General features: G+C 63.0%; 14 protein-coding genes and 1 pseudogene. 9 read left to right on the forward strand and 6 right to left on the reverse strand.

All coding sequences use genetic code 11. The annotated features are described in order from the left end of the window. Positions 1–4: 4 nt before the first annotated feature. The 4 genes from IPK70_00295 (at position 5) to IPK70_00310 (ending at position 5,071) form a co-directional block, all read left to right on the forward strand. Positions 5–2,551, forward strand: coding sequence for a gliding motility-associated C-terminal domain-containing protein (locus tag IPK70_00295; GenBank protein MBK8225596.1), 2,547 nt, complete (start codon positions 5–7; stop codon positions 2,549–2,551). 75 nt (positions 2,552–2,626) lie between these two features. Further along, complete coding sequence (locus tag IPK70_00300; GenBank protein MBK8225597.1) at positions 2,627–3,343, forward strand: polyprenol monophosphomannose synthase; 717 nt, start codon at positions 2,627–2,629, stop codon at positions 3,341–3,343. 4 nt (positions 3,344–3,347) lie between these two features. After that, positions 3,348–4,685 carry a dihydroorotase gene (locus IPK70_00305; protein ID MBK8225598.1) on the forward strand — a complete coding sequence of 446 codons (1,338 nt, stop codon included), beginning with the start codon at positions 3,348–3,350 and terminating at the stop codon, positions 4,683–4,685. Then, positions 4,682–5,071 carry a DUF4296 domain-containing protein gene (locus IPK70_00310; protein ID MBK8225599.1) on the forward strand — a complete coding sequence of 130 codons (390 nt, stop codon included), beginning with the start codon at positions 4,682–4,684 and terminating at the stop codon, positions 5,069–5,071. The genes IPK70_00305 and IPK70_00310 overlap by 4 nt, the downstream gene beginning before the upstream one ends. Here IPK70_00310 and IPK70_00315 read toward each other — a convergent pair. Continuing rightward, entirely contained in the window at positions 5,011–6,009 is a 999-nt protein-coding gene (locus tag IPK70_00315) for an NAD-dependent epimerase/dehydratase family protein (protein MBK8225600.1), read from the reverse strand. The two genes, IPK70_00310 and IPK70_00315, sit on opposite strands and share 61 nt — an antisense overlap. A gap of 67 nt (positions 6,010–6,076) precedes the next feature. Between IPK70_00315 and tyrS the strand changes: the two are divergent. Next, positions 6,077–7,095 (forward strand): annotated as a pseudogene (gene tyrS / locus IPK70_00320) (tyrosine--tRNA ligase). A gap of 13 nt (positions 7,096–7,108) precedes the next feature. Here tyrS and IPK70_00325 read toward each other — a convergent pair. After that, the gene (locus tag IPK70_00325) at positions 7,109–8,227 is read right to left on the reverse strand and encodes a hypothetical protein (protein ID MBK8225601.1); all 1,119 of its coding nucleotides are present in this window, start codon (positions 8,225–8,227) and stop codon (positions 7,109–7,111) included. 48 nt (positions 8,228–8,275) lie between these two features. Further along, complete coding sequence (locus IPK70_00330) at positions 8,276–9,274, reverse strand: acyl transferase (GenBank protein MBK8225602.1); 999 nt, start codon at positions 9,272–9,274, stop codon at positions 8,276–8,278. 24 nt (positions 9,275–9,298) lie between these two features. Between IPK70_00330 and IPK70_00335 the strand changes: the two genes are divergently transcribed. Next, entirely contained in the window at positions 9,299–9,814 is a 516-nt protein-coding gene (locus tag IPK70_00335; protein ID MBK8225603.1) for a hypothetical protein, read from the forward strand. A gap of 6 nt (positions 9,815–9,820) precedes the next feature. Here IPK70_00335 and IPK70_00340 read toward each other — a convergent pair whose 3' ends face one another. After that, complete coding sequence (locus IPK70_00340; GenBank protein MBK8225604.1) at positions 9,821–11,506, reverse strand: Na/Pi cotransporter family protein; 1,686 nt, start codon at positions 11,504–11,506, stop codon at positions 9,821–9,823. Between the two features lie 129 nt (positions 11,507–11,635). Here IPK70_00340 and IPK70_00345 point away from each other — a divergent pair, with 129 nt between their 5' ends. After that, the gene (locus IPK70_00345; GenBank protein MBK8225605.1) at positions 11,636–12,673 is read left to right on the forward strand and encodes an ATP-binding protein; all 1,038 of its coding nucleotides are present in this window, start codon (positions 11,636–11,638) and stop codon (positions 12,671–12,673) included. 3 nt (positions 12,674–12,676) lie between these two features. On the opposite strand, the gene IPK70_00350 is transcribed toward IPK70_00345, so the two are convergent. Together IPK70_00350 and IPK70_00355 are read right to left on the reverse strand one after the other, a co-directional pair. After that, complete coding sequence (locus IPK70_00350) at positions 12,677–13,912, reverse strand: DNA/RNA non-specific endonuclease (protein MBK8225606.1); 1,236 nt, start codon at positions 13,910–13,912, stop codon at positions 12,677–12,679. Positions 13,913–13,930: 18 nt separating this feature from the next. Continuing rightward, positions 13,931–15,016 carry a glycosyltransferase gene (locus tag IPK70_00355; protein MBK8225607.1) on the reverse strand — a complete coding sequence of 362 codons (1,086 nt, stop codon included), beginning with the start codon at positions 15,014–15,016 and terminating at the stop codon, positions 13,931–13,933. A 250-nt stretch (positions 15,017–15,266) separates the two neighbouring features. Here IPK70_00355 and trmB point away from each other — a divergent pair, with 250 nt between their 5' ends. Both trmB and IPK70_00365 read left to right on the forward strand, forming a co-directional pair. Further along, a complete protein-coding gene (gene trmB / locus IPK70_00360) occupies positions 15,267–15,956 on the forward strand; it encodes a tRNA (guanosine(46)-N7)-methyltransferase TrmB (GenBank protein ID MBK8225608.1) in 690 nt (229 codons plus the stop codon). Between the two features lie 32 nt (positions 15,957–15,988). Further along, positions 15,989–16,327, forward strand: a complete 339-nt coding sequence (locus IPK70_00365) for an MGMT family protein (GenBank protein MBK8225609.1) — start codon at positions 15,989–15,991, stop codon at positions 16,325–16,327. Positions 16,328–16,427: the final 100 nt, after the last annotated feature.

The raw sequence follows: 16,427 nt of genomic DNA on the forward strand, positions 1-16,427 counted from the left end.
CACGATGAACGCGGGCATCTACACCTACACCATCGCGGCGGTGGCGCCCTGCCTGGGCAGCAGTGCTACGGTGACGATCACCGAGAACGCGCCGGCCGATGCGGGCAGCGATGGCTCGATCACTGCCTGTGACGTTGGTGCCGCGCAATCGCTCTTCGCAGCGCTGGGCGGTGCGCCGCAAGCAGGCGGGACTTGGAGCGGACCTAGCGCCGTGGCCGGCGGGAACTATGATCCGGCGACGATGACGCCAGGCGCATACATCTACACGGTGAACGGCGTCGCGCCGTGCACGAACGCATCAGCAACGGTGACCGTCACCGAGACGAGCTCGCCCAACGCGGGAACCAATGGCAGCGCCACGGCCTGCGGCAACGGAGCCGCGATCGACCTCTTCGCGCAGCTCGGCGGTGCGCCCGATGCGGGCGGCACCTGGAGCGGACCATCAGCGGTGGTCGGCAGCAGCTACGATCCCGCCACGATGAACCCGGGCATCTACACCTACACCATCGCCGCGGTGACGCCGTGTGCTGGAGCAAGTTCGAGTGTGACGATCACCGAAGAATCCCCGGGCGATCCAGGCCTTCCTGGAACGATTGACCTATGCCCAGGAAGCGACCCTGTGAACCTGTTCATGCTTCTAGGCGGTACGCCGCAAGCCGGAGGCGTTTGGACGAACCCGGATGGCGTGACATTCAACGGGACCTTCAATCCAAGCACTGACATCGGCGGAGCACAGACTTATACCATCGCTGGTGTTGCGTGTCCGAACGCATTAGCGATCGTCACCGTGAACGTATTGCCCGGACCCAATGCCGGCGACGACAACAGCATCGTACTCTGCAGCACGGATGCCCCCTTCGCCATGATCGGGCAACTCGCGGGCGCTCCTGATGCAAGCGGCACATGGACCGATGCGAATGGCACGACCGCTCAATCGAGCTTCAACCCCGCCACATCGATTCCGGGCATATACACCTATACGGTAACCGGTGGCGGCACTTGCCCCGATGACCAATCGTCGCTCACCATTACGGTGAATACCGCGCCGCTTGCGGGCATCGGCGGCTCCTTGACATTATGCGCGAGCGGGGGGTCCGCCTCCTTGTTCGACGGGCTCAGCGGCACCCTCGATGCGGGTGGAAGCTGGACCGCTCCCAATGGCGCTGCGCATGGAACCACGATCAATCCGGCGTTAGATGCATCGGGCACGTACACGTACACGGTCACAGGAATCGCACCCTGCCCTTCGGCCAACAGCTTGGTGCAGGTCACGATCAACCCCGTTCCGATGGCGGGAGAAGACGGCGCGCTCAGCATCTGCACTTCGGGCCCTGCGACAAACCTGTTCATGCAGCTCGGCGGAACGCCGCAGGCCACCGGGACATGGACCGATCCCCTAGGCGCCCCCTTCAGCGGCTTGTTTGACCCGGCCACGGGTCAGGCTGGACCCTATACCTACACGGTGCCGGGCTTGGCTCCTTGCGTCAACGATGATGCACTGGTCTTTGTGAGCGTTAGCATCGCCGGCGATGCGGGGGCCTCAGGAGCGATCTCTTTCTGCTCGGGCGATGATCCCGCGGATCTCTTCAATGTGCTTGGAGGAACGCCGGATGCCGGTGGAGCATGGGTCGCTCCCGATGGCAGCACAACAGTGAGCACCTTCGATCCGGCCACCAGCGCACCTGGCGTTTACACCTATTTCGTTTCTCCTGCAGCGCCTTGCCCCGCAGTGAGCGCAACGGTGGCCACAACGGTGATTCCGCCTGCGGTGGCCGATTTCCTTGCCGAGAGCGAAGGCGAGTGCGTGCCGCTTGAGGTGACGTTCTCGCACGCCTACACGGGCACCGGCACATGCACATGGATCATCGGCGATGAGCCGCCGCTCATGGAGTGCGCTCCCTTTGTCTACACCGTCAACGAACCGGGCAGCTTTGACGTGACGCTCATCGTCGACGCAGGGAACGGTTGCGGCGCGGACACCTTGACGGTGGAGGACGCCGTAACCGCGTTCGCGCCGCCGACAGCCGACTTCACCATGCTGCCCGAAGTGATCACCACCCTGCAGCCGGTCGGCTTCTTCAGCAACACGACCACAGGAGCCAGCACCTATTCCTGGCAGATCAATGAGGAGCCTGTATCCGAAGAGCTTGACCTGCGCTACACCTTCCCCGCACAGATCGGTGATGCATACGGCGTCTGCTTGATCGCATATGCGAGCGCGCTATGCGCCGATACGTCCTGCCGCACCATCACCCTTGCCGATGGCATGGTGCTCTGGGTCCCGAACACCTTCACCCCGAACAACGACAACAAGAATGAGGGCTTCGCGCCTGTCACCTTCGGCATCGATGAGCGATTCTACCGCTTCGAGGTGTACGACCGCTGGGGCTTGCGGGTGTTCTTGAGCGAGACACCGGGCGAGACCTGGGATGGCCGCATGGCTGACGGGTCTGACGCCCCCATGGACGTGTATGTCTGGCAGGTGCGCGTGAAGGACTTGTTCAGTGGAGACCGGGTGGAGCGCATCGGGCATGTTAACCTGCTGCGGTGAGGCAGCAGATCACCTTCCCACTGGCAGGTATCTTCGCCGCGCTCGCTGCGCAACCGTTCGCAAGAGCCTACCCCTTTGCCCGAGCGCCTCGTCATCATCCCCACCTACAACGAGCGCGAGAACATACGCGAGGTCATCGCGCGCGTGATCGGACTGCAACCGCCTTTCGACCTCCTCGTTGTTGATGACGGCTCGCCCGACGGCACCGCCGCACTGGTGAAAGAGGCCCAAGGCCTGCACCCTGGTCGCATCCATCTGATCGAGCGAGCAGGCAAGCAAGGCCTTGGCACGGCTTACATCAACGGTTTCAAGTGGGCGCTTGCCAACGGCTACAGCTTCATCTTCGAGATGGATGCCGACTTCTCGCACAACCCCGACGACCTGGTACGGCTCTGGAGGGCCTGCGCCGATGGCGGCGACATGAGCGTGGGTTCCCGCTACGTGGAAGGCGGCCAGGTGCGCGACTGGAGCTGGGACCGCATCATCCTGAGCTATTGCGCATCGCTCTATGTGCGTGCCATCCTGTGGCTCGGGGTGCGAGACACCACTGCGGGCTTCGTGTGCTACACGCGACGGGTGCTCGAAGCGCTGCCTTTGGATGAAGTGCGCTTCATCGGATACGCCTTCCAGATCGAGATGAAGTACCGCACCCGGCGCAAGGGCTTCCGCATCGTTGAAGTGCCCATCACCTTCATCGATCGGGCCAAGGGCACCAGCAAGATGAACTCGAGCATCTTCCGCGAGGCCATCATCGGCGTGCTGCAGATGCGCTTCGGCGGATGGATCAAGTGAAGCCATGGAGAAGCTCCTGATCCGCGATGCGCAGGTGGTGAACGACGGGAAGGTGTTCCACGCCGATGTGCTCGTGCATGGCGACCGAATCGAGCGTTTGGCGCCGGAAGGCATCGGAACGGCTGCTGGCGCGAAGGAACATGTCGCTCGGGGCCGTCACCTCCTGCCCGGAGCCATCGATGATCAAGTGCACTTCCGTGAGCCGGGCCTCATGCACAAGGAGGACATCGCGCATGGGAGCGCGGCGGCGGCTGCAGGCGGCATCACCAGCTACATGGAGATGCCCAACACGGTGCCGCAGACGCTCACGCAGGAGCTGCTCGAGGAGAAATACCAGATGGCCGCTGCGAGCAGCGTGGTCAACTATTCCTTCTACATGGGCTGCGGCGCTAACAACATCGAGGAAGTCGTTCGCACCGACCCGCGCATGGTCTGCGGGCTGAAGGCCTTCCTCGGCAGCAGCACCGGCGACATGGTGATCAGCGACGACGCTGCGCGCGATACGCTGTTCCGCCGTGCGCACATGCTCCTGGCCGTCCACGCCGAGGACGACCCCACGATCAAGATCGAACTGGAGAAGCGCACCGCCCGTTTCGGCCCAGACATCCCCATCGAGGAGCATCCGCTGATCCGCAGCGCCGAGGCCTGTTACACGAGCAGCAGTGCAGCGGTAGCGCGGGCGAAGGCATTCGGCACACGTTTGCATGTGCTGCACATCAGCACGGCGCGCGAGCTGGAGCTCTTTGAGCCCGGCCCGTTGGAGGCCAAGCGCATCACTGCGGAAGCATGCGTGCACCATCTCTGGTTCACCGATGCCGATTACGCCGCCAAAGGCAGCTTGATCAAGTGGAACCCCGCCGTGAAGACCCGCGCCGACCGGGACGCCATCCGCAGCGCCCTGCACGATGGCCGGATCGATGTGGTGGCCACCGACCATGCGCCGCACACGCTGAAGGAGAAAGCCATGCCGTACGCGCAATGCCCCAGCGGCGGCCCCTTGGTGCAGCATGCCTTGCCGGCAATGCTGGAACTGGCGCGCCAAGGCGTGCTCACCGTGCCGCAAGTGGTGGAGAAGATGTGCCATGCGCCGGCACGGCTCTTCGATATCTCGGATCGCGGCTATGTGCGCGAAGGCTGGAAGGCCGACCTGGTCCTCATTGACCTCGATGCGCCCTGGACCGTGACGCGCGAAGGGGTGCAGAGCAAATGCGGCTGGTCGCCATTCGAAGGGGAGCGCTTCCATGCGCGCGTGCTGCGCACCTGGGTGAACGGCAGGCTCTGCTACGCAGAAGGAAGAGTGGATGCATCCATGCGCGGAGAGCGCCTCCGATTCGCCCGATGAAGCCACTGCCCATCATCGCGATCCTCTTGCTCAGCGCATGCGAAGCGGAGGCCCCGCTGCCCGATGACGTCCTCGACCGCGAGCGATTCACCGAGGTGATGGTGGGCATGACGCTACTCGAGGCACGAATGAGCCAGGAGATGATGGTGGTGCCCGCTGATGCTCCGCCGATGGCGCTCTACTGCAAGGAGCTCTATGCGGAGCACGGCATCGATAGCGCCGCCTTCCGCAGGAGCTTCGACCACTACGCCATGCGTCCTGAGGAAATGAAGGCGGTCTACGATGACGTGGTGGAGCGCTTGCGCCGCATGAAGGACGGCTGGCCTCAGCCCGCTGCGGCGAAAGACACCGCATTGGCCACGGATTCCTCGAGCGGCAGGAATTGATGCCCGAGCACGGCGTCGACCTTCGCGTTGCTGTACGCGCGGGCGCTCAATGCGCTCGACACCGTGGCCTTCGTGACCAACGGCGATGATCCGGTAAGCAGCGAACGCATGCGCTCAGCGCGCCATGCCAGAGCGAGCATCCACGGCTTCGCCTCTGAGACGGGCGGCTCCTGCCCGAAGCACTCAGCCGCCAACTCGAACAGCCTCTTGTACCTGGCATTCGCGCCAACGAGCAGATAACGCTCGCCGGGAACGCCCCGATCCATGAGCTTGCGCATGCAGGCCGCCACATCCCGCGCATCAACGAAAGCATTCGAGCCTGTGGTGTACCAGCGCGTGCCGCTCCGCAGTCGCTCGATGAGCGTCATGCTGCTGCGCCCCGGCAACCCGGGACCGATGATCACGCTCGGATTCACGATCACCGCGTCGAGCCCCTCGGCGATGCCCCGATGCACCTCGAGCTCCGCCAGATGCTTGCTGCGCGCATATTCGGAACTGCAGCGGCCATCCGTGAAGGCCATCGACTCATCGCGCAACACTCCCGGTTGCGCTGCGCCGATCGCGGCCGTGCTGCTCACATGGCAAAGGCGCTTCACGCCGGCCTCAAGCGCGGCATTCACCAGGTTGGCCGTGCCTTGCACGTTCACTGCATGCAGCGCGTCGGCCTTGCGCGGGTCGAAGCTCACCAGCGCAGCGGCATGGTACACGTGCTCCACGCCATCCATCGCATCAGCAAGCGCGGTGACATCCTGGATGTCGGCTTCCGCCCACTCGATCCGCGCGACCAGATCACCGGCCCCGTAGTGATGGAACACGCGGTCAACGATGGAAGCATCGGATCCGCCGCGTCGCAATGCCCGGACGGTGCGCCCCTCGCGGAGCAGCTCCAGCAACAGATGCGTGCCCACGATGCCGGTGGCGCCCGTGACGAGGTCCATGGCGCGCAAGGTAGGCGGGCGTTCCCGGCCTCTACCTTCGCCGCCGCCCGTTCGCGGGCCTCTTGGAATGACCAACTACATCGAGGAACTCCGTTGGCGCGGACTGCTGCACGACAGCATGCCCGGCGCCGAAGAGCAATTGGCCAAGGGCCAGCAGCGCGGCTACATCGGCTTCGACCCCACGGCCGACAGCCTGCACGTGGGCAACATGGTGCAGATCATGATGCTCGTGCATTTCCAGCGCTGCGGCAATACGCCTATCGCGCTGGTGGGCGGCGCCACCGGCATGGTGGGCGACCCCAGCGGCAAGAGCTCAATTGGTGCAGGGCTACGACTTCTACTGGCTGTGGAAGAACAAGGGCTGCAACTTCCAGATGGGCGGCAGCGACCAGTGGGGCAACATCACCACCGGCACCGAACTGATCCGGCGCATGGGCGGCGAAGAGGCGGTGAGCAATCCTGCTTTCGCCATCACCACGCCGCTGCTCACCAAGGCCGATGGCACCAAGTTCGGCAAGAGCGAGAGCGGCAACGTGTGGCTCGATGCCAAGCGCACATCACCCTACAAGTTCTACCAGTTCTGGTTGAATGTAGGCGACATGGAAGCCGAGAAGTGCCTGCGGATCTTCACTACGGGAACGCGAACGCGTTGAGGCGCTGATCGCGGAACATGCCAAGACGCCGCACCTGCGCGCGGTGCAGAAAGCTCTGGCGGAGGACATCACACGAAGGGTGCATGGGGAGGCGGAACTGAAGGCGGCGAAGCAGGCCAGTGAGATCCTCTTTGGCAACGCCACCTCAGATGCGCTGAAGCAGCTCTCCGAACAGCAATGGCTCGATGTGTTCGAGGGCGTGCCGCAAGCGGAAGTGAGACGAGAAACACTCAGTGGCACAACCATCATCGACCTGCTCACCGACCGCACCGGCTTCCTGCCGAGCAAGGGCGAGGCGAAGCGTGCGCTGAAGGAGGGCAGCATCAGCGTGAACCGGGAGAAGGTGGATGAGCTATGGCAGCCCAAGGCCGATGGCCGCTTCGTGCTGCTGCAACGCGGAAAGAAGAACTACTTCCTGGTGAAGGTGGTGTGATGGATAGCCGAGGTCAATTACCGCTCACCCCGAACGGTACTTGATCGATCAGGACAGGCGCAGCTACAGGGTTTGCTCTGTAGTGGATGCTCATCGTGTATGTGCCAGGCTTCAGCTCATAGGCCTTGTATCCGAAGGAGGTACGCTTGCCAAGAGGGAAACAGTGGTATCGGCCCAACGCAGGCTTCCTTGACCGCAGACCAGCGAACGGGATACTATTTGGCAGGACAAGTTCAACGGAGGTCCATTGCACCGGAGCGCCGTTCGTATGGGTGAGGGACATTTCAAGACCTGTGACCTTGAATGGTCGATCCAGGCAACGCTTACTCGGCAAACGGACAATAGCATAAGCAGGCATCACGGACCGGTCCGTCCGAATGAAGTACGCTTCCACGGCGCGCTCGGGCGCCTTAATGCGGGAATCAGTAAGGCCGGGCTGGATGAACTGCAACGGTTGAGCCCATGTCTCGCATTCCAGTTTCCAGTCATGCCACCTTGCCGTTGAAGCATACGAAGGAGAATGCCATCCATAGCGCTTGTCGATGTAAGTCAATATGTGCTCGGTTGTCGGAAGCGGACCTTTCTTGGTCATGCAGCGCTGCACATGACAGGTGAATAGGCAGTGATCGATATCCAGATCGTAATCGATCCAATACATGAGATTCCCATTCTTGTAGTAGGTCTTATCTGAGAGAATGTAGCCATCCTTGAATACGAGTTCCTGTTGAAGCACCCCGTTCCGATAGTGCAATCTGAACGTGCCTGAGATCAGATGGTCGGAGTCTTTTCCGAATTCCGGATCCGTCGTTGTGAGGCGCCTAGTCGGTCGCATCCGGGCTCCGCCCGGATAAACCCCGGAATGGTTAGCCGCGTATCCCAACGTATGGATGGCGCCGAACGCATTGCTCTTTCGTTTCGTCTCTCGAAGGTCCTTTCCCACCCGGGTCGTTCCAGCGATCAACTTGAACGGAACCCTTTCCGGGCAGGGTGATTTTATACCGGTGGCCCACTGCGCCTGGCAATGAGCAAGGACCATGATTAATAGACCAAGCAGCGATACGAATCTGGCTATTCTGAGCGGGTGCATACCTAAGGTCGTTGGAAGGTTGGCGCTTGCCGCTGTATTGAACATGCGTGACGTCCGGAGTGTGAAATTACGTCCCACGACATTCGTCGATACTCACTCCACCATCAAGTTGCAGCCCCTTGCGTCGCTGTTGTCAAACCGCCCCAGTACCTCAAATGACCCATCGGGTTGCATGCGTCCCAGGTCCTGCGTACCGATGAACGGGCAGCTGCCCACGTTCGCCAGGTCAATCACATCTATGCCGCCCGTGCGGCCGAAGTCCACTGGACTGAATGGATCATTCACCTCTCGCAAGCTCACCCGCATCCAAGGTGGACAGCGATAGCGCCCATCTCCCGTGCTCCATGCCTGCGAGAGCAGTTCCGTCATGCCGTACTCGCTGTGGATGGACGCAACACCGAAAGCTCGCTTCAAGATGCTGTGCAGTTCTTCGCGCACGATCTCCGGCCGTCTTCCTTTCATGCCGCCGGTCTCCATGATGGTGGTGTGCTGCAGCCGCATGGGATGCCGCTCGGCCAGGTCGAGCAGTGCGAAGGTGACACCCAGCAGCAGGGTCTTGCGGCCCTCGACTTCCGATCGCTTCAGCACCTCAGCAAGCTCATCGTACTGGTTCAGGTAGAAACCGCTTCGGGAATCACCGCTCGCAGCGATGAGCCTCTCAGCCATGTACACGAGCGAACTGCCCTGACGCTCGAGATAGGCCGGTAGCAGCGCCAGGATCCGCCATTCCGACGGGTTTCCGTACGCGGCGGAGAAGGATGTCATGAAAGAGCGCTCATAGTGCTCGGGCCAAGGCAACAGGTGCGTGCTCGTGATGCTTCCAGTGGTGCCGCTGCTCGTGAAAGCCAAAGCAGGCTCAAGCCCATCAAGGAGCACGCGCTGACTGCGGAAGACCGTGATGGGCAGGCAGGGGATGTCAGCCGCCCGAAGGATGGCCTGCGGGTCAAGGCCTAATGCCGCAATGAAATCACGGTAGACCGGGTTGCGCTCCACGTGGATCCGGAAGAGCTCCAGTGCCAGCGCATCAAAGCCTGCGGCGTCCTTCACCGCGAAAACGTCGCTGCGCAAGCGGGCAACGGCGTGGGCTGGCATTCGGGGCGTCATACTTTTGGGACCATGCGGAAAGGCGGGCAAGCACGGGCGAAAGTAGCCGGGGCCATCGGCCTCCTGTTCCTATCCCTCTCCGGGTGCAAACCGGAGAAGCAATTGCCGCCCGAGCCGGTGATCGAATTCAAGTCATTCACGCAGTTCGGCGATTCTGCTTCATTGGTGATCAGCTTCACGGATGGCGATGGCGACATCGGCCTGAGCGACGCCTACGATCAACCGCCCTTCGACACGGGCAGCACCTACTATCATAATCTCTTCCTCGAGTACGATACGCTCGAGAACGGCGCCTGGCGACGCGTTGCATTCCAGCTCCCGCTGTACTACCGCATACCCGTGATCACCCCCACGGGTCAGAACAAGACGCTGGAGGGCGAGATCGCCGTGGCGCTGAAGCCCTGGCCCTTGATCACGTATCCGGCGGGATGGCCTGCCGATACCGTGCGCTTCACCGTCACCCTGGTCGATCGCGCGCTGAACGTGAGCAATGCGGTGGAGAGCCCGCAGCAGCGGATCGTGTACTAGGGGCGATCACATTTCGCCCGCGAGCGCCTCGCTCACGTTGATCAGGTGGTCGCCCACCTTCTCGCAGCTGCTGAAGAGGTCGTGGTACACCAGTCCGCTGCGCACATTGTAATCGCCTTCCTCGATGCTGCGCCAATGCTTCAGGCGCAATTGGTCGCGCATGGCGTTGATGCGCTGCTCGGCCTCCACGGCGGCATCGAGCCGCACCTGCTCCTGCTCGGCCTCCAGGTTGGACAGCATCACCTCGAAAGCCTGATCGAGCAGTTCGATCATGGAGAGCAGGTCCTGCCGCTGCTCCGGTGAGAACCAGAGCTTGTCGTCGAGCTTGCGCTCCATCGACTTGCTCATCTGGAAGAAGATGTCGCCCACGCGCTCCAGATCGCCAACGATGCTGAGCATCCCGCGGATACGGCCGCTGAGCTCCTCGTTGCGCGCCTCGGTGCTTGTCTTCGTGAGGTACTTGCCCACCTCCACTTCCAGGCGATCCGTGATCTGCTCATAGCGTTCGAGGCGCTGCATCAGCCGGTCGCGCACGATCGGGTCCCGCGCGGTGAGCAGCTGGCGCGTCATGCCCAGCATCTCGTGCGTGAGCTTGCCGAAGCGCGCGATCTCGCGACGCGCCTCGATCAGCGACACCTCGGGCGAGAGCGGGATATCGGCATCGAGGTACTCGAGGCGGTACTCCTCATCGAGCTGCGTGCGTGCAGGCACCATCCAGGTGACGATGCGCTCGAGCATGGGCACGAAGCCCACCAGGAGCAGCGTGTTGGCCACGTTGAAGCTGATGTGGAGCGCTGTGAGCGCCCATTTGATGGACGAGGGCTCGGTGTACGGGGAAGCCCCGAACTGGAAAGTGATGTACGCATCGATCGCATCGAGGTAGGGCCTGAACACGAGCAGCGCCCAGGAGACGCCGATGAGGTTGAAGAGCAGGTGAGCACGCGCGGTGCGCTTGGCCCAAGCGCCGGCCACCAATGCCGCGATGTTCGCCGTGAGCGTGGTGCCGATGTTCTCACCGAGCACCAGGGCCGCCGCCATATCGTAACCGATGGTGCCGTTCTCACAGAGCACCAGCGTGAGCGCGATCGAGGCGCTGGAGCTTTGGATCACCGCAGCCAGCAATGTGCCCACGCCCACGAAGAGCAGCACGGAGAGCAGGCCGCGGTCACTGAGGCCGCGCAGGAAGCTGAGCGCCTCGGGTGAGGGGGTCGGCACCGATTGCTTGAGGAACTCGATGCCGAGGAAGAGCAGCGCGGCGCCCATCAGGAACTCGGCGCCCGCCCGTGCCCGTGGCGACTTGATGAAGAGCAGCGGGAAGGCGATTCCGATGATCGGGATGGCCAGTTTGGTGATGCTCATCTCGGCGAAGACCGCCCAGCTGAAGAGCACCGCCTTGATCGTGGTGCCGATGTTGGCGCCCATGATCACGCTGATGGCCTGCCGAACGCTCAGGAGCCCCGCGTTCACGAAGCCCACCACCATTACCGTGGCAGCGCTGCTGCTCTGGATCACACCAGTGCTCACCAGGCCGGTCAGCACCCCGCGGAAGCGGTTGGCCGTCATGCTCGCCAGCACGGTGCGCATGCGCCGGCCCGCCACCTTCTGCAGGCCCTCGCTCATCACCTTCATGCCGTAGATGAACAGGCCGAGCGATCCCGCAAGGGTGAGGAATTCGATCAATCCGAAGCGCATGGAGCCGATGATGCCAAGCGCGCCAAGCTATCGGCGCCTTGTTGCGGCAAGGTTAATTCCCGGGCGATTGCCATGGCCCCGTGCCTCCGGCCATCACGGCCTAAACTTGCGCATCGGCACGCACCGCTCATGAGCCAGCTCACCACCAGCCAGGTCGCCTTGCTTGCGGCGCTTGTGGTGGCCGTTGCCGGTGGGCTGCTGGCCGGCCTCGCCGTGGATCTGGCTGGCTCGGGGATCGATCGCTGGTGGCCCTTCCTCTGCGCAGTGGGGATCTTCGGCATCGCCTACGGGGTGTTCGCATTCGGCATCGAGCGCTTCGTGCATGGCCGCATCAAGACGCTCTACCGCACCGTGCATGACCTGCGGCGCGCGAAGCCGGAGACGTCCAAGGCATATGTCGGCGATGAGCTGAGCCGCGTGAATGCCGAGGTGGCCGAGTGGGCCAGCGAGCGACGTACGGAGATCCGCGAGCTGCAGGAGCGGGAGAAATTCCGCCGCGAGTTCATCGGCAACCTGGCCCATGAGCTGAAGACGCCCATCTTCAACATCCAAGGCTACATCCTGACGCTTCTTGAGGGCGGCCTGGAGGATGGCAAGGTGAACCGTGATTTCCTGGAGCGCGCATCGAACGGCGTGGAGCGCCTGATGAAGATCGTGGAGGACCTGGACCTGATCACCAAGCTCGAGAGCGGCGTGATGGAGCTTCGCGTGGCGCGCATCGACTTGCACGCCGTGGTGAAGGAAGCCATGGAGGGGCTCGAGATGCACGCACGGGAGAAAGGCGTTCGCCTGGTGAACGAAGTGGCGCAGGGCACCAGCGTGATGGCCGACCGCAACCGCCTGCTGCAGGTGTGCACCAACCTGCTCAACAACGCCATCAATTACGGGCGCGACGGCGGTCGATGCACGATCTCCAATTACTCCCTCGGCGAGCAAGTGGCGGTGGATGTGAGCGACGATGGCATCGGCATCAGCCCGGAGCACCTGCCGCGGCTCTTCGAGCGCTTCTACCGCGTGGGCAAGAGCCGCGCGCGCAACGAGGGCGGGTCCGGCTTGGGCCTGGCCATCGTGAAGCACATCATCGATGCGCATGGGCAGACCATCGCGGTGAAGAGCACCGAGGGCAAGGGCACCTCCTTCACCTTCACCTTGCAGGCCGAGGAGTGAGCGCTACCGGATGGCCTCTTCGTAGAGCATCACCTCCTTCTCGTTGTTGATGCTGATGCGCGGGATGTCGTCGTACACCGTGACCTTGCCCGTTACGCAGACCTTCTTCTGCAAGAGCGCCGCCTCGGGGTCGTAGCTGAAGTTGGGGCTGTTGTAGTCCCAGATGGTGGCGTAGAAATCCTGGTGCGGATGCACACGGTCGAAGTTGAGGTAGACGGCCTTGGCCTTCGCTGTCTTGCGCGTGCTCACCACGGTGCCGCACACCGTGACCGTCTTGCCGATGTGGTGCTTGGCCTGCACGGTATTGAACATGCCCTTGGGCAGAGGCGCCTTCAAAGGCTCGGCCTCGCCGAAGAAGGGGTCGCCCTCGGCATACCAGTCCTTCGGCTCACGCATGGCCTCGATGCGGTCCTCGATCGCATCCTCGAGCACGTGAAAGAAATCCAATCCGGTGAGCCGCTCCACACTATCCACAGTGACGGCGTAGCTGATCGGCGGATCCGCCTGCGGCCCGTTGCGCATCACGAAGCCAATGGCCTGTGGCCGGTCGTCATCGAGGTCGGCGATCACCTTCCAATGCAGCTCGGGGATGCTCACCTCATTCTTGCGATCGGCCTTCTGGATGGTGGGCAGGCCCTCGCGGAGCACTGGACCGGTAACGATGAAGATTCGGCGCTTGCTGTGGTTCACGTAGCGGCGCGCCCAATCCTCGAGCTCGGCCCAAGCGCCCCGGTTCAGCTCAGGTTTCTGCGGGCTCACGTTGCTGTAGTAATAGGTGGCCCGCAAAGCCTCCAGGTTCCAGCGCATATCGGCGCTCGGCACCATGTGGCCGCGATCGTAGCCGCTGTTCCAATAATCCGCCGTGACGGCCGTGCCCGTCTTCACCAAAGGATCAGGCAGGAACGAGTCGATGCGCGCCAAATTCCCCGTGATCAATTCCGGCACAGCGATGTGGGCCACCCATTTGGGCTGCTCGTGCGGCTCGCTGTACACGAGCATGTGGCCAGGGTGCTCAACGATCGCATCGCCGTCTGCGAGCTTGGGCAAGCCCTTCGCGCGCAGGTCGCGGCGGATGATCGCGAGCTTGGCGCTGTCCAAGCGGTCACGAAGGCGCGCCTGATCCGTGAGCATGCGCTGCTGCTGCTCTTCGAGCCGGCGCAGGTTGGCATCAAGGTCATACTGGCACCAAGCAGATGCCGGGAGCACCATGATCACGAACAGCAGGACGGCCTTGCGCATGGCGGCAAGGTAAGCGGGTCAGGCCACGAGGACCGCGAGCTCGTGGAGCGCTGCTGCCAAGAGCTCGTTCCCGTTGGCCCGAGCAGCGGCCTCGTGCTTCCCGGTTGATTTCATCGCAGCCATCAGGTCGATTGATTCCTGCGACTGCACCAGGAAGCGGCCCGTGCGCGCATGCAAGCGGCCCAGGTACTCTTGCTCCTCCTGTCCGGGAGTGGGGATGATCAGCGCGCTCCTTCCCAGCGCTTCGAGATCCATCAAGGTGGTGTAACCGCTGCGCGAAACGATGAGGCGTGCCCCGCCCATGGATCCGGCCAATTCATCGCCGCTCATGTGCGACCGGATGGACACGGAGCCGATGCGTTCGTTGCGCGGCTTGTCCGGCTGGCCGAGCACGAGCAAATGATCGCCGGGGATGCGGCCCAGTTGCTCCATGAGGCGGTACTCCAGCAAGGTGCGCTGCGGTTCCGGCCCGCTGATCACGGCCACGATGTCGTAACGATCGCGGAAAGCTCCAGGCCCGCGCAAGCGGCTCACGGTGCCGATGTAGCGCGCATTCCTCGGCAAGGCCGCACCGTGCGAGAGCTCGCCTGCAAGCCCCGGCGCTTGAGGCTCATCCATCACCCAGCAGCGATCGAAGCGCGCGATATGTCGCAGGTTCAGCTTGCGCAGCGCTGCTTGCGCGAAAGGCGTGAAGGGGAACACCTGATGCGTGATGAGGACGCTCGGCAGCTCAGGGCTCCGCAATCCGAAGCGCTGATCGCTGATCACGGCATCGAGGCGCAAGCGGCCGCGCAGGCGATCGAAGAGGGCGCGCTCGGCCTGCACGCTGCGCACCATGGCCGGGAACTGCCGCGCCATGCTCCAGAGCTGGTTGCTCGTCCTTGAGTAGCGCACATCGACCCCCGGGATGCGCACGTGCTCCAACTCCGGGAACTCCGCGCGCAACAAGGCCAGCGGCCCCTTGTCGGCGCCGATCACGGGCACAGCGCCCGATTCGATCAACCGTTGGACGATGGGCACGCAACGCGCCGAATGGCCCAAGCCCCAATCGAGCGGGGCCACCAGGATGCGCTTGCCGGCGAGCATGGCGGCGAAGGTGGTCACCCGCAGGTGATGCGAACGTTATGCGGCCAGAAGCAGCCTCGGAATTCCTTTCGGAAAGCGAGCCAGAGGATTTTCGCGGCCAGACGAGGCGCGTTCCGGGTCAAGCCCGGAATGACGCCCGAGCAGAGCTGGATGTTCTGGAAGGGTTGAGCAACGAAGTATGGTCGCGAAAAGACCCGGCGATGTCCGAAGGGGGATTCTGAGGCTGCTTCTACTTTCGCCGACCTGCCAGCGGCGGGCAAGCCTTCCAATGGGAAAGAACAAGCTCGCGCGCTTCGCCGAGAACCTCACCTTCGAGCATGTGGTGCAGCCCCGCTTCGAGGAACTGGTGAGGGACGGCTTCCCGCTGAAGGGCCGATGGAACGCCGACTTCTTCAAGCGCGAGGCGCCCTTGGTGCTGGAACTCGGTTGCGGTGGCGGCGAATACACCGTTGGTCTCGCGCGCTTGGCTCCGCAGCGCAATTACCTCGGCGTGGACATCAAGGGGGCGCGGCTCTGGCGCGGGGCGCGAACCGCCAAGGAAGAAGGACTCCACCACGTGGGCTTCCTGCGCACGCACGTGGACCATCTGCTCAAGTGCTTCGGCCCTCAGGAAGTGGACGAGATCTGGCTCACCTTCAGCGATCCGCAGATCGGCAAGGCGCGCAAGCGGCTCACGAGCCCGCTCTTCCTGGAGCGTTACAAGCAGACCCTGAAGCCCGGCGGGATCATCCACCTGAAGACCGACAGCCCTTTGCTCTACGAGTACACCATGGAGATGATCGCGGAGCACGGCCTCATCGTGCACGAGCAGAGCGACAATGTGTATTCCGACCTGGTGCACCGCGCATCGGCCGAGGAACAAGCGGTACTGAGCATCCGCACCTACTACGAGCAGATGTGGCTCGAAGAAGGGCGTACGATCCACTACGTCCGTTTCGCCATGAACGACGCGGCTTGAACATGGCCAAGAAGCAAGTGCGCAACGAAGCGGTGCAGGAGCGCGACTTCTTCGCCGATGTGATGGACGTGGTGCGGCAGATCCCGCGCGGCCGCGTGACCAGCTATGGTGCCATCGCCAAGTACCTGGGCGCCGCGCGCTCGGCACGCATCGTAGGCTATTGCATGAACAACAGCCACACCGTGAAGCCGAAAGTGCCAGCGCATCGTGTGGTGAACAGCGCAGGCATCCTCAGCGGCAAGCACCACTTCGGCCCGGAGGACCGCATGCAGCAATTGCTGGAGAAGGAGGGCGTGCGGGTGAAGGACGACCAAGTGGTGGACTTCGCCAAGCGCTACTGGGACCCCATGGTGGAGCTTGAATTGCGCTGAAGCGAGCGTGATCCAGCACCCTGTAGAAGGCGCGTTGCGCCGACCGATAGCCGCCCGGCCCCACCGGAACAGCGTTCAAGGCCCCGGCTGCATCGCCGCC

The sequence above is a fragment of the Flavobacteriales bacterium genome (assembly GCA_016712535.1).
GTDB lineage: Bacteria > Bacteroidota > Bacteroidia > Flavobacteriales_F > PHOS-HE28 > PHOS-HE28.